Below are 22,644 nucleotides of genomic sequence, written 5' to 3' on the forward strand. Positions count from 1 at the left end.
AAAAACAAAGTTCATTTAACCATTTCAATATAGTAAGTTCTAATATTTACTTCAATTGCTACTTTCGTAATTAACCATAAAACCAAATTTTTAAGGGGGAATAAAAAAATGGACAAAAATGGTTTAGCTTTAGAAGGTGTAAAGATAGTTGAACTATCAAGCTTTGTAGCAGCACCTAGTTGTGCAAAAGTACTAGCTGACTGGGGAGCAGAGGTAATTAAAGTAGAGCCAGTTCAAGGAGATAACTTAAGAATAGTAGGTCCGGTTTATAATGCACCTGCAAAAGATGAAGAAAACCCTATGTTTGAACTTGAAAATGGAAACAAGATGGGGATTGCTATAAATACCGGAAGTGAAAAAGGTAAAGAAGTATTAGGAAAATTGCTTCAAGATGCAGATGTTTTTATAACAAATGTAAGAGAAAAGGCCTTAGAAAGAAGTGGACTTTCCTATGAACAATTAAAAGATAAATACCCTGGATTAATTCATGCTCATATATTAGGCTATGGAGAAAAAGGACCTCTTAAGGACAAGCCTGGGTTTGACTACACTGCATACTTTGCAAGAGGCGCTGTAAGTATATCTTTAATGGAAAAAGGAACATCACCAGCTAATACCAATGCAGGTTTTGGTGATCATTATGCTGGTATGAGTTTAGCAGCTGGTATATTGGCAGCGCTTCATAAAAAGACACAAACTGGTAAAGGCGATAGAGTAACAGTAAGCTTATATCATACAGCTATATTTGGTATGGGATTAATGATTACTACAGCACAATATGGAAATAAAATGCCATTATCAAGAAGAACGCCTAATAATCCATTAGCAACGACTTTTAAATGTAAAGATGATAGATGGATACAATTAGCTTTACTTTCATATGATAAGTGGTTTCCTAAGTTCTGTAAGGAAGTAATAAACAGATTGGACTTAATTGAAGATGAGAGATTTAATACTCAAGATGAAGTAGTAAAACATGTTGAAACCTTTGTGGGAATATTAGAGCAAGAAATGATTAAAAAGACTTTAGGAGAATGGGCTGAATTATTAGATAAAGCTGATTTGCCATATGAAAAATTACAAACTTGTGAAGATATACTAGAAGATGAGCAAGCATGGGCAAATGATTATTTATTTAAGAAAACATATGACAATGGAAATACCGGCGTGTTAGTTAATACACCTGTTAAATTTAATGAATCTGGAATTAAGCCATATAAACCTTCACCAAAACTTGGGGAAGATACTGAGGAAATTCTTTTAGGGTTAGGATACAGCAAAGAAGAAATAGAAGAAATGAGAAAAGAGAAAGCAATAAGATAAGCTATGAAAAGCTCTTAATATAGAGGGACAAGAATGTTGAATGTTAGAAAGGGGCGAAATATTTATGGCAGATAAGAAAGATGAAAAAAAGAGAGCTGCCGAGGTGATCAATGGCATACTAGCTAAATCATACGCAGATGCTTGGAAGGCAAGAGAAGAAGGGAAACCAGTTGGATGGGCAACCTCTGTATTTCCACAGGAATTGGTAGAAGCATTTGGATTAGATGTATTATATCCAGAGAATCAGGCTGCAGGTGTTGCAGCTAAGAAAGAGTCGTTATCTCTTTGTGAAGCAGCTGAAAGCATTGGATATTCAATTGATTTATGTGCATATGCAAGAACAAATTTTGGATTACTAGAAAAAGGTGGCTCGGAAAACTTAAATATGCCAAAGCCTGACTTTATATGCTGTTGTAATAATATTTGCAATCAAGTTATTAAGTGGTATGAAAACATTGCAAAAGAACTAGATATACCACTAATAATGATTGATACCACATTTAATAATGAAGATCAGGTAACAGAGAGCAGAATAAAATACCTTAGAGCACAATTTGAAGAGGCTATAAAACAACTTGAAAAGATTTCTGGAAGGAAATTTGATCCTAAAAAATTAGAAGAAGTTATGAAGATTTCCGCTGAGAACGGAAGACTCTGGAAGTACTCTATGAGTTTACCATCAGGAGCTTTTCCATCACCAATGAATGGATTTGATTTATTTACTTATATGGCTGTTATTGTATGCTATAGAGGCAAAAAAGAAACCACAGAAGCTTTTAAATTATTAATTTCTGAATTAGAAGAAAATATTAAGAATAAGCAAACTTCATTTAGAGGGGAAGAAAAATATAGAATTATGATGGAAGGGATTCCTTGCTGGCCATATATCGGTTATAAAATGAGAACGTTATCAAGTTATGGAGTTAATATGACCGGAAGCGTTTATCCTCATGCATGGGCATTACAATATGAAGCAAATGACTTAGATGGAATGGCTAGAGCTTACAGCAGCATGTTTAACAATGTTAATTTAGACGCAATGAGTAAATACAGAATAGATTCCTTGATAGATGGAAATTGTGACGGAGCATTTTACCATATGAATAGAAGCTGTAAATTAATGAGTTTCATTCAATATGAAATGGAAAGAAAGGTTTTTGAAGAAACTGGTATACCATATGCAGGATTTGATGGAGATCAAGCAGACCCAAGAAGTTTCAGTAAGGCTCAATTTGAAACAAGACTTCAAGCTTTAGTAGAAGTTATGGAAGAAAGAAAGAAAGGAGGAGACAAGTAATGGATAATATAAAAAGCATTGTATCTAAGTTAGAGGAAGCTATTAAAAATCCTAAAAAAGTTGTTTCTAATTACAAAGAAAAAACAGGAAATAAAGCAATAGGATGTTTTCCTGTATATACTCCAGAAGAGATAGTATATGCAGCAGATATGCTTCCAATAGGCATTTGGGGAGGCGACGTTGAAGTAAATTTGGCCAAACAATATTATCCAGCATTTTGCTGCTCAATAATGCAATCATGTATGGAGTTCGGCTTAAAAGGTATATATGATGATTTATCAGCGGTTATTATTCCAGGTATGTGTGATACATTGAACTGTATGGGACAAAATTGGAAAAGTGCTATAAAAAATGTCCCATATATTGCTTTAGTTCATCCTCAAAATAGAAAGTTAGAAGCTGGTGTAGAGTATTTAGTTTCTGAATACAAACATGTAAAAGAAAAAATAGAGAAGATTAGAGGCAAAGAAATAACTGAAGAGGAGTTACAAAATAGTATAGGAATATACAATGAACACAGAAAAGTAATGAGAGAATTTGTAGATCAAGCAGCTAAACATCCTAATACAATCAATAACTATGAAAGAAATATTGTTATTAAAAGTGGTTTCTTCATGAGAAAAGATGAGCATACAAAAATAGTAAAAGAATTAAATGATTTATTAGGTAATTTACCAGAAGAAAAATATGATGGCAAAACAGTATTGGTGACTGGGATATTATTAGATTCCAAAGAAATGCTTGATGTTTTTGAAGAGAACAAGTTAAGAATAGTAGCTGATGATTTAGCTCAGGAAAGCAGACAATTCAGAACCGATGTTCCTGAAGGTAAAAATGCATTAGATAGATTAGCAAGACAATGGAGCAATATTGAAGGATGTTCTTTAGCATATGACCCTAAAAAAGTTAGAGGTACAATGATTGCAAAAGAAGCTAAAGATAAAGGAATCCAGGGCGTAGTATTTGCAATGATGAAATTCTGTGATCCTGAAGAATATGATTATCCAATAGTTAAAAAAGATATTGAAAAAGAAGGCATCCCTACAACAATGATAGAGGTGGATCAACAAAATAAGAGCACTGAACAAATAAGAACAAGAATTCAAACATTCTCAGAAATATTATGAAAATATTTCATATAAAAAAATAATTAAATTTCCTTTGTAAGCCATGCAGCAGTTTTTTATGGGAAAAAGATTATGAAATTAAAATCTACAATGAAGAATTGCTGCAGTTTACTAAAGGCGTAAATTTAAAAGGAGGAAAGTATGTTATTTAAGAAAGAACATGAACTTTTAAGAAAATCTGTAAGGGATTTTGTAGCTAAGGAATTGATAGATATTCCGGAGCAACTTGATACTGAGGGTAAATTGCCTAAAGAATTAATAGAAAAGCTTGCAAAATATAAATTTATTAGTCCAGTAATACCTAAGGAATATGGTGGAGCTGGTGCAGATTACGTTTCTTACACTATAATAATGGAGGAAATTAGCAGGCGTTGTGCTTCTACTGGAACATTTATAACAGCAGGGGCATCATTGGTAGCATTACCTTTGCTTAATTATGGAACAGAAGAGCAAAAACAAAGATATTTAAAGCCTCTTGCAACAGGGGAATATATTGGAGCTTTTGGACTTACTGAACCAGGAGCAGGATCTGACGCTGGTGCTACTCAAACTACAGCGGTTTTAGATGGAGATTATTATATTTTAAATGGAAGAAAAACATTTATTACAAATGCACCTATTTGTGATTTTGCTATCGTAACAGCAGTGACTGAAAAAGGTAAAGGAACAAAAGGAATTTCAGCATTTATAGTTGAAAGCAAGTGGGATGGCTTTTCAACAGGCGCTCATGAAAACAAAATGGGCATCAGGGGCACTGAAACAGCAGATTTAATATTTCAAAATGTAAAAATCCCTAAAGAAAATCTTATTGGAAAAGAAGGTAAAGGATTTAATATTGCTCTAAACACACTTGATATTGGTAGAATTGGAGTGGCTGCACAAGCTCTTGGAATAGCTCAAGGTGCATTAGATGAAGCTGTGAAATATGTTAAGGAAAGGGTTCAATTTAATAAACCTTTAGCAAAATTTCAAAATACTCAATTTGTGATTGCAGATATGCAAACAAAAGTTCAAGCGGCAAGATTGCTTGTATATGATGCTGCACAGAAGAAAGATGCCGGCATAAATCCAGGGTTTGAATCTGCAATGGCTAAATATTATGCAGCTGAAGTAGCAAACGAAGTAGCTTATAAAGCATTACAATTACATGGTGGATATGGATATATGAAAGATTATCCAATAGAAAGAATATATAGAGATGCTAGAATTACATCCATATATGAAGGAACATCTCAAGTTCAGCAGATGGTTATTGCGGGAAAAGTTCTTGGCTAGTATATACTCACAAATAAATGAAATTGGAGGGTAAAGATTTGAGGATAGTAGTATGTGTTAAACAAGTTCCAGATACAACAGAAGTGAAAATAGATCCTAAAACAGGTACATTAATAAGGGAGGGTGTTCCAAGTATATTAAATCCAGATGATGCAAATGCACTTGAAGAGGCTTTAAGATTAAAAGATGCAGATGAAAATGTAATTGTCTCAGTTGTTACAATGGGGCCACCTCAGGCAGAGGTTATGTTAAGAGAGTGTCTTGCAATGGGGGCAGATGAGGCTTACTTGATAAGTGATAGGGCTTTTGCAGGTTCTGATACTTGGGCGACTTCAAAAGTTATTGCTTCAGCAATTAGGAAAATTAAAGACTATGATATTATATTTGCCGGTAGACAAGCTATAGATGGAGATACAGCTCAGGTAGGTCCACAAATTTCTGAAAAGTTGGACATCCCACAAGTTACCTATGTTCAAGATTTTAAAATTAATGGTGATGAAATAACAGTACAAAGGCAATTAGAAGATGGATATGAAACAATTAAAGTTAAAAAACCTATTTTACTAACCGCTGTAAGTGCATTGAATATTCCTAGATATATGGCTGTTGATAAAATATTTGAGGCATATGAAAAGGAAATAATAACTTGGACTATTGATGATTTAGATATAACAAAAGAAGGAGTTGGTCTTCAAGCTTCTCCAACTAAAGTGTTTAAATCATTTACTCCAGAACCTAAAGGCAAAGGTATTATGCTGAAAGGGTCAACACAAGAAGTTGTGGAAAAACTACTTGTAGGCTTGAAACAAAAACATATTATATAAAATGATTGGAGGATAATATGGATATAAATAAAGATTTAAGTGCTTATAAAAATGTTTGGGTAATTGCAGAACAAAGACAAGGTAAAATAACTCCAGTAGTCATTGAATTATTAGGGGAAGGTAGAAAGATAGCTAATGACATAGGAGTAGAATTATGTGCCATTTTACTTGGACATAATGTTGATAATTTAGCAGATGAATTAATCAAATTTGGAGCAAATAAGGTTTATTATGCTAATAGTCCACTACTAGAAAATTATACTACTGATGGATATACAAAAGTTATAGTTGATGCAGTAAATGATATTAAACCTGAAATTATATTAATAGGTGCAACTCATATTGGAAGAGATTTAGCTCCTAGAATAGCATCAAAACTAGATACTGGATTAACAGCTGACTGCACTAAGCTAGATATAGATCCCGAAGACAAAAAACTCAGACAAACTCGTCCAGCTTTTGGCGGAAATATTATGGCAACAATTATATGTCCTAATAATAGACCGCAAATGTCTACAGTAAGACCAGGTGTCATGGATAAAGCTGAAAGGGATGAAAATAAAAAAGGAGAAGTTGTGAAGTTAAGTGTAAATTTAACTAAAAAAGATATAAGAACTGAAGTTGTAGAAATAGTTAAATTTAAAAAGGAATTAGTATCATTAACAGAAGCAAACTTCATTGTATCGGGGGGGCTTGGACTTGGAAATGCTGATGGTTTTAAGTTATTAAAAAGGTTAGCCGATAGATTAGGCGGAGTGGTTGGATCTTCTCGTGCAGCTGTAGATGCTGGATGGATTGATAATTCACATCAAGTAGGACAAACAGGAACAACAGTAAAACCAACAGTTTATATAGCATGCGGTATTTCAGGTGCTATACAACATTTAGCTGGTATGCAGGAATCAGATATAATAATTGCTATAAATAAAAATGAATCAGCTCCAATATTTGAAGTTGCAGACTATGGAATAGTTGGAGACTTATATGATGTGGTACCTAAGTTACTAGAGTTATTAGATGATGAAGAGCGTATTACAGAATTATTTGAAGAAAGCAAAATAGCGAAGTAACTGAGTTATTTATAATGGTCATCCCTGTTCTAATATAGTCATATTAGAATAAGGGATAACATTATAAAACAAACCTAAATATCTAATCTAATTATCTTAAAGTGACTGCAGAATATAAAAATTATACCTAATTTTATAGATATGGAGAGGATAATATGAGTGAAAATTCAAAATCTAAGGTAGGACTTTTAACTGCTTTTGAAGTAGCAGCAGTATGGTTTGGGGCTCATGTAGGAGGGGGATTTGCAACTGGTAACCAGACAATGAATTTTTTTGTTAAACATGGCTGGAATTCTATATGGTTACCTGCAGTCATAATTACAATTATAGGATTAACTTATAGAGAGTCATTAATACTAGCAAGAAACTATGGAACCTATGACTATAAAAGCTGGTCAAAAAAAATGTATGCACCTTATGATAAAGTTTTTTCTGTTATTTTTGAACTAGGATATTTAATGATAGTATTATTAGGTACAGGAGGATCCATAGCAGGGTCAGCTTCTTTACTGGAGAGTTTTGGATTAAATTATCTAGTAGGAGTTTTAATTACAGGTGCTGTTTTTTATATACTAACTATATATGGAGCAGATTTAATAAGGAAAGCGTCAACTATTATAACTCTATTAATACTAATATTCTTAACAATCATAGTAATTGTGGGTATATCTAGTAATTCATCAAATTTATCACATCTTGTTGCAACAAAATATTCACCTTCATCTATAGGAACAACTTTATATAGTGGACTTAGATATGCTGGTTATCAATCTTTTGTTGTTGCTATTGTACTTAGTGCAAGTGACAACTTAAAATCTGATGCAGCTATTAATAAGTCAGTAGTTCTAGGCATTATTTTAAATGGTGTGATGATAACATTATCCTGCTTAATGCTATTATCATGGGTACCAGGGACTTTAAAGCAAACCTTACCGCTTTTATATGTATGTAAGCAGTTAAATAGCAAATTTTTATTAGTAGCTTATTCAACAGTACTATTCCTTGCATTTGTATCAACAGGTATAGGTTGTGTATTTGGAGCAGTGGCTAGATTTGAAAAAATCTTTAAGAAACCTGAGAATATTAAAACAAAAAGAGGCCTGATTTCTTTAGTTTGTATGTTGTTTTCTATGGGAATTTCCTTATTTGGATTAACCAAAATTGTTGTTGTGGGTTATGGATATGTTGGAATACTAGGTATATTTGTTGTGGTAATTCCATGCATAGTTGTAGGAAGAATAAAAAATAGTAGGTTTAAAAAAGAAAAGGATAGTGTATCATCCTTAGAAGTATAATAACGGATTAATAGATTATAAAATATTTTATGAAGAGGGAGATACAAATGTATACAATGGGATTGGATATAGGATCTACTACTTCTAAAGGTGTAATTATAAAAGATGGAAAAGAAATTGTTATAAGTGTCGTAATACCTGTTGGAACTGGAACTAGTGGACCTGAAAAACTAATAAGAGAATTAAAAGAAAAATCTAATTTAACAGAAAAGGATATAGCGAAAACAGTAGTTACGGGTTATGGTAGAATTCAATACAAAGATGCAGATAAACAAATAAGTGAATTAAGCTGTCATGCCAAAGGAGTAGCATTTTTAATACCAGAAGTAAGAACTATTATAGATATTGGTGGGCAAGATGCTAAGGTTATGAAGTTAAATGATAAGGGTAAGCTTATAAATTTTATAATGAATGATAAGTGTGCTGCTGGTACAGGGAGATTTTTAGATGTTATGGCTAGAGTTCTTGAAACAGATGTTTCTAAGCTAGGACAAATATCAGAGAAATCTAAAAATGAAGTTTCAATTAGCAGTACGTGTACTGTATTTGCTGAATCAGAGGTGATATCTCATCTGTCAGCAAATGCAGAAAAAGAGGATATAATAGCAGGAATTCATACTTCAGTAGTAAGACGTGTAGCTGCTCTTGCAATGAGAATGGGTATTGAGGATAAAGTAGCCATGGTAGGTGGGGTGGCTAGAAATAGTGGAGTAGTTAGAGCTATGAAAAAAGAATTAGGTCATGATATAAAAGTACCGGAATTAGCGCAATTGACTGGGGCACTGGGTGCAGCTATCTACGCATTTGAGGAATTAAAATAGAGAAATAATAAATGGGAATACTTTATCTTTATTAGGTTAAGTATTCCTTTTTTGACATATTATTAAAAATAAAATATAATAAAAATATGGAATATTTAATAAGTTTTCAATAATATTAAATATTCATTAAAATATATTATTCTAGGTGGTGAATTTATTTTATGACTAACATAGAAGAAAAGCAATTTGAAAAGAGAAAAATTATTACTGATAAGGCAATGGATTTGATGAATGAAGTGGCATTTGAAAAAGTGACTGTTCGAATGATTTGTGAAGCAGCAGATATTTCAGCCGGAACATTTTATCATTATTTTGAGAATAAGTTAGATCTACTTATAGAATTATTTGGCTTAATAGATGGATACTTTAAGGAAAATGTTCTAGAAAAATTAAATAATGAAGATGAAATAGAAAATATAATTAAATTTTGTGAGGGATTTGCTGAGTATGCTACATTAATAGGTTTCAAAAAATGTAAAGTACTTAATTCTACATTTCCTATTGGAAGCAAAGAAAATTATTATGAGGAAAATAACCGTATTCTTTATAGTGAATTAAATAAAATCATAAATCGTGGACAAGAAAAAGGACAAATATCTACTGATTATACTGTAGATAAATTGGTTAATATGATTATTACCATAATAAGGGGATATTGTTTTGACTGGGCGAGAAGAGAAGGCCCTTATGATTTAGTAAAGTATATTAATGAAGTCATTATGGTATTTGTAAAAAGCATTAAGATTAATAAATAATATTAGAATGAAATTATCTAGAAGCAATAGGGCAGTCATATGCTTCTTTTTTTTGTATCGATTGTAAACCTGAAATGATATACAAGTTGACAATTATGATGTTATTTATTATTATTGATACAAGAAAGAAAATATTGTAAGAGGAGTATATTTTATGAGAAGTACAAGAAATTTAATTTTAGTGGCTATGTTTGCCGCATTAACAGCAATTGGAGCATTTATTAAAATACCCATACCTTATGTGCCTTTTACCCTTCAATATTTATTTTGTGCCTTGGCTGGTGTGATTTTAGGTTCAAGACTAGGGGCTTTATCTCAAATAGTTTATGTATCCATTGGACTTTTGGGAGTACCTGTATTTACTGAAGGTGGAGGCTTCAACTATATATTTAAACCTACCTTTGGATATCTTATAGGGTTTATTATAGCGGCCTATGTCATAGGTAAAATAAGAGAAAGTGTTAAGGAGCTGACCTTTATTAAGACAATATTTATGCTGCTTTCCGGTCTGTTTTTTATATACTTATTTGGAGTCATATATTTATACATTAGTTATAATCTGTATCTAGGGAAAAGCATTTCTTTTTATTTTGCATTTTTTTATGGCTTTATAGTTTGCATAGGGGGAGATCTGGTACTAACAGTATTTGCAGCCTATGTTTCAATAAAAATATTACCTATATTAAGAAAAAGTGGACATATTGTTTAGAAAATAATAAGGGGGAAATATAAAATGAAAGAGTTTATTAAGGGGTTAGAGAAAAAGGTTATAGGAGAACAGCATATAAGTTTTGAAGATGCTATGAAATTAGTAAGTATTGAAGAAAAGGATGACATAGCAGAGCTATGTAATAGTGCTAATAACATAAGGGAGTCTTTTTGCGGCAGAGAGGTAGATCTTTGCAGCATTATGAATGCAAAGTCAGGGCACTGCTCTGAGGACTGTAAGTTTTGTGCTCAATCTGCCCATTACAGAACTAATGTAGAAGTATATGATTTAGTTTCAAAGGAAGCAGCTTTAAAGCTTGCAAAGGAAAGCGAAAATGAAGGAGTGAATAGATTTTCATTAGTAACCAGCGGCAGAGGAATTATTGGCAGTGACTTTGAGAAGGTCTTAGAGGTTTACGAAGAGCTAAATAAAGAAGTTAAAATGGATTTGTGTGCATCCTTAGGAATACTAGGATATGGTGAGCTGCTTAGTCTAAGAGAAACTGGAGTAACTATGTATCATCATAATTTGGAAACCAGCAGAGACTATTACGAAAGAATATGTACAACTCACAGTTATGATGAAAGAATAGATACTATAAATGCAGCTAAAAAAGCTGGCATGGCTGTTTGCTCAGGAGGAATTATCGGCCTTGGAGAAAGCTTAGATGACAGAGTTAAATTAGCTTTTCAGCTAAGGGATTTAGATGTTCAATCCATTCCTATAAATGTATTAAATCCAGTGAAAGGAACACCTTTAGAAAACCAAGGAAGATTAAGTCAAGATGAAATACTAAAAACTATTGCCATCTTTAGATTTGTTAATCCGAAAGCGTTTATAAGACTTGCTGGAGGAAGAAACCTCATTGATGAATTTGGTAAAAATTGTTTCAATGCAGGAGCCAATGCTACAATTACGGGAAACTATCTGACAACATCAGGCAATAAAATATGTGATGATAAGAAAATGGTAAGTGATTTAAAGCTGGAGGTCAGAAGAAATGGCTAAGGGAGTATTCATAGTTGGAACTGATACTGATGTGGGCAAAACTGTTGTAACTGCTGGACTTATGCATGTACTTAGAAGCAATGGATATAAGGCTACTTATTTTAAAGCGGCACTCAGCGGTGCTTTAGAAATAGGTAATAAGCTTATTCCAGGTGATACCAAGCTTGTAAGTGAAGTGAGTAAATTAGAAGAAGCATATGAAAACATCACACCCTATGTTTATAAGACAGCAGTATCACCTCATCTTGCAGCAAAACTTGAAAATAATCCAATGGATTTGGATATAGTAAGAAAAAAGTACACTTATTTAAAGGAAAAGTATGATTTTATAATTGCTGAAGGCAGCGGTGGAATAGTATGTCCATTGATAGATCATGAAAGAGGATTATATAGCCTTGAAAATCTTATCAAGGATTTGAATATGAGTGTTATTGTTGTTGCAAGGGCTGGTCTTGGAACAATAAATCATACAGTGATCACAGTAAAATATATAGAAAACTTAGGAATTAAAATTAAAGGTATTATAGTAAACAATTATAAAGATAATTTCCTTTGTGATGATAATATTGAAATGATAGAAAAGCTTACTAAAGTACCTATTATAGGAAAGTTAAAAAGTATTGAAAATTTAGAGGAAGATATGATAGAAGCCATAAGAAGAAATGCTGAAGAGGCTTTTCACCCTCTGAAAATAATAGAATGTATGGAAGAACTTAAATAAAGGATGAGGTGTGGATATGAATGATTACGTAAAAAGGGATTTAAAGTATATATGGCACCCCTGCGCACAAATGAAGGACTATGAGGAACTTAATCCAATAGTTATAGAAAAAGGAGAAGGGGTTTGGCTTTATGATATTCATGGAAATAAATATTTAGACTGTATATCATCTTGGTGGACAAATACCCTGGGACACAGCAATAAGAGAATAAATGAGGCAATAAAAAAGCAAATAGATAGAATTGAACATGTCATATTTGCAAATTTTTCAAATAAGCCTGCTATAGAGTTAGCAGAAAAACTTGTAAATATAACACCGAGCAGGCTTAAGAAAGTGTTTTTTTCTGATAATGGGTCTTCAGCAGTGGAAATAGCATTAAAGATGAGTTTTCATTATAACATGCAAAAGGGGAATACCAAAAAGAAGAGATTTGTGGCTTTAAGTGATGCATACCATGGAGAAACTTTAGGTGCCTTGTCAGTTTGTGATATTGATGAATTTAATAAGGTGTACAAACCTCTGCTTCTAGATACCATAAGAGTGGAAGGACCTGACTGCTATAGGTGTAAATACAATTGCTTTAGGGATAATTGTAATGCAGAGTGCTTTGAAGTCATGGAAAAGAGAATAATTGAAAATCATGAAGAGATAAGTGCTGTAATAGTTGAACCTATGGTTCAGGGAGCTGCAGGTATGAAAATTTATTCACCTATTTATTTAAAGAAGCTGCGTAAGCTTTGTGATAAATATGATATACATTTTATTGTAGACGAAATTGCAATGGGATTTGGCAGAACTGGGGAAATGTTTGCTTGTAATCATGCTCAAATAAGTCCTGACTTCATGTGTCTTTCAAAGGGGATTTCTGCTGGATATATGCCTATGTCTGTAGTTTTAACCACTGACGAAGTATATGATTGTTTTTATGGAGATTATAATGAGAGAAGATCATTTCTTCATAGTCATACTTATTCAGGCAATGCTATGGCTTGCGCAATTGCTTTAGAGAATCTAAAAATATTTGAAGAATATAATATTATAGAAACAAATAAGGAAAAAGGTAAGCTAATAAGAAAACTTACTCTAGAAAAGGCAAAAAGTTTAAAGCATATAGGTGAAGTAAGAAGTATAGGCATGATAACAGCCATTGAAATAGTAAAAGATAAATCCATCAAGGAAGGCTATCCTTGGGATATGAGGATAGGTTATGAGATTTATAAAATTGCTCTTAGAAAAGGGTTGTTATTAAGGCCTATCGGGAATGTACTATATTTTATTCCTCCATATATTATTAGTGAAGAGGAAATAATGTTTATGGTGGATACTTGTTTCCAGAGTATAGAAGAATACTTTATGAAAAGCACGATATTTTAAGATAATGTTGAATCGGTCGCATGAAATTTTCATCTTATGAAGGTGTTTATTTCGCTAAAAACGGCTAATATTTATAAATTTAAAATAACTAAGCCTCCTAAACTCGATGCCACTCAGATAGTAGGAGGCTCTATACGCTATTTTAAGTTTATAAATAAAGCCGTTTTAAAGCTTAAACAGAACTATTAAAAGATTCCTTTACTCCCACCTCAGCAAGCGCTTCCTTATTAGTTAACTCACCGGAACAGTCGAAATAATGACCATTATATTCAATCTTACCACCAAGTGGTTTTATTTTATTAAAATATTTATCTTCATAATCTTTATAAATTGTCATAAATGCACCACTTAAGAATAACAGAGCCGTTACATTTGGTATAACCCAAAGACCTGCGCAAATATCTACAACAGCCCATACACTCTCACTAGTTTGTAGTAATGTTAAAAATGATGGAACTAACCATAACAAACGCCATAATTTAAGATGCTTATTACCAAATAAATAAACAATAGAGGTTTCATATTCGAACTCCCAACCGCACATTGAAGAAAAGGCAAATAGACAAAGACTAACACCAACTACAAAAACACCTACTGGACCAAGGGCGCTATTAAATGCTGCCATAGTTAGAGCAAGACCTTTTTTACCGCTGGCCCAAACATCAATATTGCTCGTAAGGATAACTAATGCGGTCATACTACATACACAAATTGTATCAACAAACACTTCAAAGCAGCCCCACATGCCTTGCTTAAATGGATGGTCAGTTGTAGCGGTTGCATGAACCATAGGCGATGAGCCAGCTCCTGCTTCGTTAGAAAAGGTACCACGTGCTGCACCGAATTTCATGGCCTGAGTAACTGCGATACCAATTACACCTCCAGCTACAGGCTGAAAACTAGAGAAGGCATATTGAAAAATTAGGCCGAATGCGCGTGGAATGTTTGAAAAGTTTATTATAAGACAAATTGATCCAGCAACCACGTAAAATAAGCACATAAATGGACCAAGTTTCTCACAAAAGCTGCCAATGGATTTAAAACCACCCAAAATAACTGCACCAGTAGCAGCAGCAGCTATGGTAACGGAAATCCATTGAGGTACGCCAAACATATTATTCATGGATTCTGCAATAGTATATGGCTGTAGGAATGCTGCAGTTCCCAAACCACCAGTAATGATAGTGATTGAAAAGAAGGCTGCTATAGGCTTCCATTTTGGACCAAGACCCTTTGTCATATAGAACATAGGTCCACCATAGTAGCTTCCTTTATCATCTTTTTCACGGTAAAATACAGCCAAAGTACATTCTACCATTTTTGTAAGCATACCAAAAAGTGCGATAACCCACATCCAAAAGATTGCACCTGGGCCACCAGAAACGATGGCAGAAGCTACACCGGCCATATTTCCAGTTCCAACACTGCCTGATATAGCTGTAGCAGCAGCTTGGAATGGAGAAAGTGTTCCGTCTCCTGAACCTTTTTTAAACATAGAGCCACCTGTTTTTTTAAGTATATAACCTAACTTTCTAAATTGTAGAAATTTAGTTTTTGATGCATATAAAAGACCCACTGCAAATAGAAGAATAATTGCGGGAGCTCCCCATAGCCAGCTAACAATCATATTTAATATCTCCATAAATAATGCCCCTTTCTTAATTAATTAACTTCATACGCCCCAAATTTTTCTTTAACCACGTTTCCTTATGCACGTTTCAATTAGTTGTCTGTATATAAATAGTTGCTCAGGATGCTTTTCAAATAAGAGTTCAGGGTGCCACTGTACGCCCATCATCAAGCCGTCAATAGATTCAATTCCCTCGATAATACCATCTGAGGATTTTGCGGTAACTCTTAGCTCTGTACCAACACAGCGAACTGCCTGATGATGCCAAGAGTTTGCTAGTATGCATTCACTTTTAAATAATTCATATAATTTACTATCTGGAGTTAAAGAAATGCTGTGAAATAATTCTCCTAATTGTTCCTCAGGTTGATTATGCTCAATAGTATTTGGATGTTGAGTAAAGATATCTTGATAAATTTTACCGCCAGTGGACAGAGCTATAATTTGACAGCCCTTACATATGCCAAGTATGGGCTTGTCTTGCCTTCTTGCTTCTTCAAATAGCATAAATTCAAAACGGTCACGTTCTGCGCTGACATAGCCAATACCACGTATAGGCTCTTCATTTAATAGCATAGGGGAAACATCTTCACCACCAGGTAAAACCAAGCCATCGCACATGGAAACATATGATTTAACTTCATCTAAATCATTTGTAATTGGTGCTAATATTGGAGTACCACCAGCAGCGCGTACTGCATTCACATAGCTTTCATGCAACATGAACTTTTCTTTAGAATTTTTTAAATTACGGACAGCAGAAATTAATATAACTGGCTTCATAAATATCCCTCCTTTGTATTGAAAGCTTTTACCGAAGCTTTGGCCACCAGCTGCGGGTTTATATTTTTAGTATAACATTAGACATTTTATGGATGGTAATATATAATTTGTATATATATCCATATAAATTACATATCTATATATTTGGTACTTTGGCAGCTTAGTACTTTTTACCGATGAATTGCATATAACAACTGGATGGAAGGAGTAATTCACATGGAATTTAAGCAAATTCAGCAGGTTATAGAAATCGCTAAAACAGCATCTATAAGTAAAGCAGCGCAAAATCTTTATATTTCACAGCCCAATCTAAGTCTTTCTATTAAAAATTTAGAAATGGAACTAGGAGCATCATTGTTCATTAGAACTACAAAAGGAATTGAGCTTACGGAATTTGGAGAGCAGTTTTTAGCTTATTCAAGACCTGTTTATCAACAGTTTTTGCAGCTAGAAGAAATTTGCCAGCATGTAATTCATGAAAATAGAAAGATTTTTTCAGTATCCACAGTTACATTAAAGTTTGTTTATAATGTTTTTGTTGATATATATCAAAAACATCGCGAAGAAAATATTTATTTTTCCCATAATGAAAACACTACAAAAGGGGTTATTGAGGATGTATGCCAGCAAAATGCGGACATAGGAATAATCATATTTACATCCTTGCAGAGGAAGTCAATTAAGCGAGTATTAAAGCTTAAGGAGCTTGAATATACGCGTCTTTCTATGGAGCTGCCATATGTTATTGTAAGTACATTAAATCCGTATTTTTATAAGGATATTGAAAGTGTTGATATAAAAGAGTTATCTATATATCCATTCATTGCATCATACGGTGATATTTTTTACAGTTCAGCTAATGAAATGTCTACTGTAAGCAGTATCAACCAGCTAGCGCGAACTAGTAAGATTTATATTTCAAATAGAGCTTGCTTATATGACTTGCTTTATCGAACTGATGCATTTAGCATCTGTTCCAATAATGCAGTAGCATATAAAGAAGAAAAGGCTTACGAAAAAATTAGGCCCATTCCAATTAAGTCACCAGATTTTAATTTTGAAATTGGCTGGATTAAACGTAAAAATTATATTATATCTCCTATAGCTGAGGAATTTATCTATAAGGTTATACAAACTATGGAAGGGTAGGGTGAAAAATTTAAGTACAATATTTGTTTTGAAATAGATAACGCACTAGATGATGCAAAAGAAGTTATTTGTATATATTACATTTTATTGAAAAATTATGAATAAACTAATATAATATTAATATGACTTTTTAGTACAAAATTAATATCAGTTCTTGTAAACATTTTTGAAATTTAGAGGAAGGGTTTTTGTATTGTGATTTGTTAATGTTAAATGGGGGGATATATATATGAACAATATATATCAAAAGTTTAAAAAGAATATAAAAGCAAAAAATACCTTTCATAAACTAATGCTTTCTTATGTTATCTTCATAGTTCTCTTTCTTTTAACGACCATGTTTGTCTTATATAAAGGCTATAAAAAGCAAATTGTTGAACAATCCAGCAGGGTATCTGAAAATATTATAAATCAAGCAGAGTACTATACGGGGTATACTCTTGACTGGGCAAAGTCGTACATATACAAATTGTATTTAGATGAGCAGGTTTATAATTTGATGTTTGATTATAATAGTAATTCCAAGTTAGGTTTTTCACCATATTTAAAGGTAAAACAAGCTGCTGCTATGATTCCATCTATCCAATCTGTGTACGTTTACAACCGTAATAATAAGATGATATATTCATCCGATGGAAACTCATCTTATTATTCCTTGTTTTATGATAGCGATATAATGAAGAGACTTAAAGAGTCCACTGAATCACTCAGTTCAAATTTTATCTCAAGACAGATAACCGTACCAATCAATGGAGAGGAATATAAGAGGAATATACTTACCTTAATTTTATCAAATTCAAAGTCGGATATAGATGGAAATCCATATGGAGCTATAGTTTTAAATCTTGATGCAAATTCTGTACAAGCCTATTTTCACAATATGTCAGAAAGCGATTATAATTTGATGGCTATAAATAAAAAAGGCCAAGTAATTTTACATTCAGATGAAGATATGTTTTTAAAAGATATATCAAATTTAAATTATGTTGATAAGATAATAAATTCTAAAAATAAACAGGGAAGTTTTTTAGTCAATATTGAAGAAAGTCCATCAATAGTAACCTATAGATACAGCAAGAAACTAGACTTATTTTTTTTAAATATAGTAAGGTATGATACCTTGATTGAAAGTATTAGAGGAATGAGCAGATTTTTGATTTTAGCATTTATTTTATTATTTTTATTTGGACTAGGATATTCAGTATTCACCTCTAAAAAAATATATAAGCCAATTGCAGAAACAGTAAATACAGTTAAAAAATATTTAGATGTTGATGAGGATATAAATAAAGAACTAGGTATTGAAGAAAATTCGAGAAATGAAATGGAATATGTTACAAAGGTAGTAGATACTCTTATGAATAAGCCGATATCCTTTGCAAAGCTTTCGGATAAGGATTTATATTTCATTAGAAATCAACTGCTTAAAGCTCTGCTTTTAAATATGGTTACAGAGTTTGAAAGTTTCAAAGTAAAGTTAAAGGAAGTAGGTTTTGAGGTAGCTAGCAGAAATATGGCTATAGTATTATTTAAGATGGATTTTTATAAAAAACTTATAAAAGAAAAGGGAGATGTAGAATTTAAAAGTTTAAAACGCAATTTATATATTGAGCTTTCTAATATATCCAAAGAATATTTTGATTGTGAGATTATAGGATTGGAAGAGGATGAAATATGTCTTATTATCAAGGTCAAAGATAAAATAGATGATGAATTAACAAATAAAATAGTCCAGTTAATCCAAGAAATCCAGGAAACAGTACTTAATAGATTAAATATTTCTCTTTCTGCATCAATAGGAAGATATGCAGAAAGACTTGAGGAAGCGTCTGTTGCATACAAGACTGCCAAAGACTATATTAATTATCGGTTTAAATATGGACCTAAATCAATACTGATTAATGAACAAATAACCCAGGATATTTCCGGGGAAAGTAAGTATGAAGATGCACATCCAGAAGCACTTTTTAAGGCTGTAAAGCTGGGAAACCTTGATGAGGTAGAAACTGAACTTGATAAAGTATTTAGTATACTGAAGAAAATGTCCTATAGCGATATGAGAATTTCTATTACTCAATTTGGAATTAACTCTCAAAAGGTTATAAATAATATTTGTCACATGAGCAAGGAAAATGCTTATATAGACATTAAAGAACTCACTGATAATTTATTTAATTATGAAACTATAGATGAAGTTAAAGATTACTTCCTAAATATATATAAAAGTGTTTTAATTCAAATAAAAGAGAAGAAGTCCAATAGAAAAAATGATGTAATTGAAAGTGTAAAAAAGTATATAAATCAAAACTACTGCGATCAGTTATTAGCCTTAGAGGTGATAGCATCAGAAATGAGGCTTTCTCCAAATTACTTAAGGACTATGTTCAAGGAAAGTGAAGGTAAATCTATTTCTAATTATATAAATGAGGTTAGATTTGAAAAAGCTAAGGAGCTTTTAAAGACTACAGAGCTAACAGCAAAAGAAATTTCAATAAAAATAGGCTTCGAAAACTTCAATTATTTTTATACGGCTTTCAAGAAATACTATGGAGTGTCTCCAAATCAATTTAGAAACAATATAAATAGTATATATCAATAGGATAAACAGTATAGCCTAAATGTAGAAAAAGACTTGGTATTAGCATAGCTTTAATATTAAGTCTTTCTTTATATCTAACTTTTCAAGGGAATTTTGGTAATTATTTAACAATGCTTTAATTTTTAAACAAATAATCAAATTTTAAACAAGGGAAATAGTTAGAAAATTAAATCTTTTATAAACATTTGAACTATGTTGATTTTTGAAAACGTTTTATGATTATAAAGACGGCACGAGAAGTAACAAATGTGTAAAACATTCAATTAAATAAGGGGGATATATTAAAATGAGAAAAAACTTATTAAAGGTACTTAGCCTTGCAGCGGTGACTACAGTCATAATGGGTTCATTAGCAGGTTGCGGTAAGTCAAAAGAAACCAACACAAGTGGAAAAGAAGGCACAGCAAAAACTGAAACAAGAATAGCAGTAGTTTTAAAGGCGGTAAACAGTGATTATTGGAAGCAAGTTAAGGCAGGAGCTGATGATGCAGGTAAGGCACTTGGAATAAAAGTAGATGTACTTGGACCAAATGCTGAAACTGATATAGCAGGACAAACTTCTATTATGGAAGATCAAATAGTTAATAAGGCATCTGCTTTAGTAGTAGCTCCATCTCAGCCAAGTGCAGCAGTAGCTACCTTTGATAAGGCTGATGCAGCAAAAATTCCAGTACTTTTAATAGACTCAGATGCTGACTGGGATAAAAAACAATCATTTATAGGTACTGGGAACCTTGCAGGTGGAGAAGTTGGCGGTAAGTATATAGCAGGAAAACTTCAAAAGGGTGACCAGGTTGTAGTTTTAAGAGGAGCTTTAGGAGATAAAACTCATGACGATCGTACTAATGGAGCTAAAAAGGCTATGGAAGATGCCGGCTTAAAAGTTGTAGCTGTTCAGCCAGCAAATAGTGATAGAAATATGGGTATGTCAGTTATGGAAAACTTAATTCAAACTAATCCAAATATCAAAGGTGTGTTCTGCTCAAATGATGAAATGGCTCTTGGTGCTACTAGAGCTTTAAGTCAGGCAGGAAAGAAGGGCGTTATAGTTGTAGGATTTGACGGATCACCAGATGCGTTAAAGGCAATAAAGGCTGGAGAACTTACAGGTTCAGTTGCTCAAAGTGCATATAATATTGGAAAATTTGGTGTTGAAGCAGCAGCTAAAGTAGTTAAGGGAGAAAGCATAGATAAGAGAATAGATACAGGAACATCAATGGTTACAAGTGAAAACGTTGATAAGGTTCAAGCTGAGCTTGACAAAATACTAGGAAAATAATTTTGGGTAATTTGCTAGAAAATAATTGGGGAATTTAACTAGATTGAATCCAAGCTTTAATAACTTGGATTCAATTCTTTAAATAATAAATGAATGGGGTGTTAGATTATATGCAGCCATTTTTGGAATTAAAGGGCGTATCTAAAGTTTTCCCTGGAGTTAGAGCATTGGATTCAGTTGACTTAGAAATATATCCCGGAGAAGTACATGGACTTGTAGGTGAAAATGGAGCAGGTAAGTCAACCTTAATAAAAATACTTACTGGTGCGCATAAAAACGAAACGGGACAAATAATTATCGAGGGCAAAGAATCAAACATCAAGGGACCAAGAGATGCCATGAATTATGGAATAACAGCTATTTATCAAGAACTTAATATAGTTAAGCAGCTTTCTGTAGCAGAAAATGTATTTCTAGGCAGAGAAATTAAGAAAAACGGAAATAAGGGACTTTTAGATATAAGTGTTATGAGACAAAAATCAGAAGAGCTTTTAGAAGAATTAGGTCAGAAAATTGATACAAAAATTAATGTTGCAAAGCTTGGTATCGGACAGCAGCAGATGGTGGAAATTGCCAAGGCATTAAGCGTTAAAACTAAGCTTTTAATTATGGATGAGCCTACTTCAAGCCTCGCAGAAAGAGAAGTTAAGGAATTATTAAAAACAGTTAAAGAGCTGAAAAATAAGGGAATAGCAGTTATTTATATATCTCATAGACTGGATGAGGTAATGGAAATATGCGACAGGGTTACGGTAATGAGAGATGGACGAAAAATAGATACTTTAGATATAGATAAGGTAGATATAAATGGACTTATAAGACTTATGGTTGGACGTAATCTAGAACAGCAGTATCCAAAAATAGAATCCAATGCTAATGAAGAGGCATTAAGAGTTGAAAATTTAAATAGAAGAGGTGTATTTAAAAACATATCTTTTAACGTTAAAAGGGGAGAAATTGTAGGCTTTTCAGGCCTTGTAGGTGCAGGAAGAACAGAGGTTATGAGAGCCATATTTGGAGCAGATGAGCATGATTCGGGAGAGATATATATAAATGGTAAGAAAGTTAAGATAACCTGCCCAAAGGATGCAATGAAAAATGGAATTGCATTTTTGACTGAGGATAGAAAGGGACAAGGGTTGGTACTTGATAATACGATAGATTTTAATACTAATATAGCTTCTTATGACAAAAGTTCATCTGGAATGCTTTTAAATATTAAGAAGCTTAAAGAATTAACTAAAGAAAATATAAAGAAGCTAAACATAAATCCTCCTTCAGAAGATTTTATTGTAAGACAGTTAAGCGGAGGAAACCAGCAGAAAGTTGTAATAGCCAAGTGGCTTAATACAAAGGCTAATATCTTTATATTTGATGAACCTACAAGAGGAATTGATGTTGGAGCAAAGGTTGAGGTTTATAATGTTTTAAATTCACTTATAAAGCAAAACTGTGCAGTAATCATTGTCTCTTCAGAGCTTCCTGAGATACTTGGAATGAGTGATAGAGTTTATGTTATGCATGAGGGGGAAATAACAGCTGAAATAAATAGAAAAGATGCAAATCAGGAAAATATAATGCGTGCAGCATCGGGGGAGGTATAG

Annotated in this window: 18 protein-coding genes and 1 pseudogene; 17 read left to right on the plus strand and 2 right to left on the minus strand. The window is 32.7% G+C overall.

What is annotated here, in order from left to right:
- Window positions 1-108: 108 nt before the first annotated feature.
- The 13 genes and pseudogenes from JOC70_RS14825 (at window position 109) to bioA (ending at window position 13,600) form a co-directional block, all read left to right on the plus strand.
- On the plus strand, window positions 109-1,323 hold the full coding sequence (locus JOC70_RS14825; protein ID WP_204599672.1) for a CaiB/BaiF CoA transferase family protein: 1,215 nt from the start codon (window positions 109-111) through the stop codon (window positions 1,321-1,323).
- Between the two features lie 64 nt (window positions 1,324-1,387).
- On the plus strand, window positions 1,388-2,620 hold the full coding sequence (gene hadB / locus JOC70_RS14830; protein WP_204599673.1) for a (R)-2-hydroxyisocaproyl-CoA dehydratase subunit alpha: 1,233 nt from the start codon (window positions 1,388-1,390) through the stop codon (window positions 2,618-2,620).
- On the plus strand, window positions 2,620-3,747 hold the full coding sequence (hadC, locus tag JOC70_RS14835; RefSeq protein WP_204599674.1) for a (R)-2-hydroxyisocaproyl-CoA dehydratase subunit beta: 1,128 nt from the start codon (window positions 2,620-2,622) through the stop codon (window positions 3,745-3,747). The genes hadB and hadC overlap by 1 nt, the downstream gene beginning before the upstream one ends.
- Before the next feature lie 141 nt (window positions 3,748-3,888).
- A complete protein-coding gene (gene acdB / locus JOC70_RS14840) occupies window positions 3,889-5,022 on the plus strand; it encodes a putative isocaproyl-CoA dehydrogenase AcdB (protein WP_204599675.1) in 1,134 nt (377 codons plus the stop codon).
- 38 nt (window positions 5,023-5,060) lie between these two features.
- The gene (etfB, locus tag JOC70_RS14845) at window positions 5,061-5,846 is read left to right on the plus strand and encodes an electron transfer flavoprotein subunit beta (RefSeq protein ID WP_204599676.1); all 786 of its coding nucleotides are present in this window, start codon (window positions 5,061-5,063) and stop codon (window positions 5,844-5,846) included.
- Between the two features lie 17 nt (window positions 5,847-5,863).
- On the plus strand, window positions 5,864-6,916 hold the full coding sequence (locus JOC70_RS14850; RefSeq protein ID WP_204599677.1) for an electron transfer flavoprotein subunit alpha/FixB family protein: 1,053 nt from the start codon (window positions 5,864-5,866) through the stop codon (window positions 6,914-6,916).
- 155 nt (window positions 6,917-7,071) lie between these two features.
- A pseudogene (locus tag JOC70_RS14855) lies at window positions 7,072-8,193 on the plus strand (YkvI family membrane protein); the annotation flags it as partial.
- Window positions 8,194-8,258: 65 nt separating this feature from the next.
- The gene (gene hadI, locus JOC70_RS14860) at window positions 8,259-9,032 is read left to right on the plus strand and encodes a 2-hydroxyisocaproyl-CoA dehydratase activator HadI (RefSeq protein ID WP_204599678.1); all 774 of its coding nucleotides are present in this window, start codon (window positions 8,259-8,261) and stop codon (window positions 9,030-9,032) included.
- A gap of 161 nt (window positions 9,033-9,193) precedes the next feature.
- Window positions 9,194-9,787 carry a TetR/AcrR family transcriptional regulator gene (locus tag JOC70_RS14865; RefSeq protein WP_204599679.1) on the plus strand — a complete coding sequence of 198 codons (594 nt, stop codon included), beginning with the start codon at window positions 9,194-9,196 and terminating at the stop codon, window positions 9,785-9,787.
- 154 nt (window positions 9,788-9,941) lie between these two features.
- Window positions 9,942-10,496, plus strand: a complete 555-nt coding sequence (locus tag JOC70_RS14870; protein WP_204599680.1) for a biotin transporter BioY — start codon at window positions 9,942-9,944, stop codon at window positions 10,494-10,496.
- A 24-nt stretch (window positions 10,497-10,520) separates the two neighbouring features.
- Window positions 10,521-11,504 (plus strand): biotin synthase BioB, encoded by a 984-nt coding sequence (gene bioB, locus JOC70_RS14875; protein WP_204599681.1) that lies wholly within the window; start codon window positions 10,521-10,523, stop codon window positions 11,502-11,504.
- Window positions 11,497-12,225 carry a dethiobiotin synthase gene (bioD, locus tag JOC70_RS14880; protein ID WP_204599682.1) on the plus strand — a complete coding sequence of 243 codons (729 nt, stop codon included), beginning with the start codon at window positions 11,497-11,499 and terminating at the stop codon, window positions 12,223-12,225. Before bioB ends, bioD begins: the two co-directional genes overlap by 8 nt.
- A gap of 16 nt (window positions 12,226-12,241) precedes the next feature.
- Window positions 12,242-13,600, plus strand: a complete 1,359-nt coding sequence (gene bioA, locus JOC70_RS14885; RefSeq protein ID WP_204599683.1) for an adenosylmethionine--8-amino-7-oxononanoate transaminase — start codon at window positions 12,242-12,244, stop codon at window positions 13,598-13,600.
- A gap of 172 nt (window positions 13,601-13,772) precedes the next feature.
- Here bioA and JOC70_RS14890 read toward each other — a convergent pair whose 3' ends face one another.
- Together JOC70_RS14890 and JOC70_RS14895 are read right to left on the minus strand one after the other, a co-directional pair.
- On the minus strand, window positions 13,773-15,242 hold the full coding sequence (locus JOC70_RS14890; protein ID WP_204599684.1) for an alanine/glycine:cation symporter family protein: 1,470 nt from the start codon (window positions 15,240-15,242) through the stop codon (window positions 13,773-13,775).
- Between the two features lie 51 nt (window positions 15,243-15,293).
- Window positions 15,294-16,013 carry a gamma-glutamyl-gamma-aminobutyrate hydrolase family protein gene (locus tag JOC70_RS14895; protein WP_204599685.1) on the minus strand — a complete coding sequence of 240 codons (720 nt, stop codon included), beginning with the start codon at window positions 16,011-16,013 and terminating at the stop codon, window positions 15,294-15,296.
- A gap of 216 nt (window positions 16,014-16,229) precedes the next feature.
- Here JOC70_RS14895 and JOC70_RS14900 point away from each other — a divergent pair, with 216 nt between their 5' ends.
- The 4 genes from JOC70_RS14900 (at window position 16,230) to JOC70_RS14915 (ending at window position 22,644) form a co-directional block, all read left to right on the plus strand.
- Window positions 16,230-17,162 (plus strand): LysR family transcriptional regulator, encoded by a 933-nt coding sequence (locus tag JOC70_RS14900; RefSeq protein ID WP_204599686.1) that lies wholly within the window; start codon window positions 16,230-16,232, stop codon window positions 17,160-17,162.
- A gap of 229 nt (window positions 17,163-17,391) precedes the next feature.
- Window positions 17,392-19,761, plus strand: a complete 2,370-nt coding sequence (locus JOC70_RS14905) for an AraC family transcriptional regulator (RefSeq protein ID WP_204599687.1) — start codon at window positions 17,392-17,394, stop codon at window positions 19,759-19,761.
- A 286-nt stretch (window positions 19,762-20,047) separates the two neighbouring features.
- The gene (locus JOC70_RS14910; RefSeq protein ID WP_204599688.1) at window positions 20,048-21,040 is read left to right on the plus strand and encodes a sugar ABC transporter substrate-binding protein; all 993 of its coding nucleotides are present in this window, start codon (window positions 20,048-20,050) and stop codon (window positions 21,038-21,040) included.
- Window positions 21,041-21,150: 110 nt separating this feature from the next.
- Window positions 21,151-22,644 (plus strand): sugar ABC transporter ATP-binding protein, encoded by a 1,494-nt coding sequence (locus tag JOC70_RS14915; protein WP_204599689.1) that lies wholly within the window; start codon window positions 21,151-21,153, stop codon window positions 22,642-22,644.

It is taken from the genome of Clostridium pascui (genome assembly GCF_016908015.1).
GTDB classification, from domain to species: Bacteria; Bacillota; Clostridia; order Clostridiales; family Clostridiaceae; genus Clostridium_AK; species Clostridium_AK pascui.

Bases quoted from the DNA above. Each gene is read 5' to 3' on its own strand.
- JOC70_RS14825 (WP_204599672.1), top strand. From the start codon at position 109: ATGGACAAAAATGGTTTAGCTTTAGAAGGTGTAAAGATAGTTGAACTA.
- hadB (WP_204599673.1), top strand. From the start codon at position 1,388: ATGGCAGATAAGAAAGATGAAAAAAAGAGAGCTGCCGAGGTGATCAAT.
- hadC (WP_204599674.1), top strand. From the start codon at position 2,620: ATGGATAATATAAAAAGCATTGTATCTAAGTTAGAGGAAGCTATTAAA.
- acdB (WP_204599675.1), top strand. From the start codon at position 3,889: ATGTTATTTAAGAAAGAACATGAACTTTTAAGAAAATCTGTAAGGGAT.
- JOC70_RS14850 (WP_204599677.1), top strand. From the start codon at position 5,864: ATGGATATAAATAAAGATTTAAGTGCTTATAAAAATGTTTGGGTAATT.
- hadI (WP_204599678.1), top strand. From the start codon at position 8,259: ATGTATACAATGGGATTGGATATAGGATCTACTACTTCTAAAGGTGTA.
- JOC70_RS14865 (WP_204599679.1), top strand. From the start codon at position 9,194: ATGACTAACATAGAAGAAAAGCAATTTGAAAAGAGAAAAATTATTACT.
- JOC70_RS14870 (WP_204599680.1), top strand. From the start codon at position 9,942: ATGAGAAGTACAAGAAATTTAATTTTAGTGGCTATGTTTGCCGCATTA.
- bioB (WP_204599681.1), top strand. From the start codon at position 10,521: ATGAAAGAGTTTATTAAGGGGTTAGAGAAAAAGGTTATAGGAGAACAG.
- bioD (WP_204599682.1), top strand. From the start codon at position 11,497: ATGGCTAAGGGAGTATTCATAGTTGGAACTGATACTGATGTGGGCAAA.
- bioA (WP_204599683.1), top strand. From the start codon at position 12,242: ATGAATGATTACGTAAAAAGGGATTTAAAGTATATATGGCACCCCTGC.
- JOC70_RS14890 (WP_204599684.1), bottom strand. From the start codon at position 15,242: ATGGAGATATTAAATATGATTGTTAGCTGGCTATGGGGAGCTCCCGCA.
- JOC70_RS14895 (WP_204599685.1), bottom strand. From the start codon at position 16,013: ATGAAGCCAGTTATATTAATTTCTGCTGTCCGTAATTTAAAAAATTCT.
- JOC70_RS14900 (WP_204599686.1), top strand. From the start codon at position 16,230: ATGGAATTTAAGCAAATTCAGCAGGTTATAGAAATCGCTAAAACAGCA.
- JOC70_RS14905 (WP_204599687.1), top strand. From the start codon at position 17,392: ATGAACAATATATATCAAAAGTTTAAAAAGAATATAAAAGCAAAAAAT.
- JOC70_RS14910 (WP_204599688.1), top strand. From the start codon at position 20,048: ATGAGAAAAAACTTATTAAAGGTACTTAGCCTTGCAGCGGTGACTACA.
- JOC70_RS14915 (WP_204599689.1), top strand. From the start codon at position 21,151: ATGCAGCCATTTTTGGAATTAAAGGGCGTATCTAAAGTTTTCCCTGGA.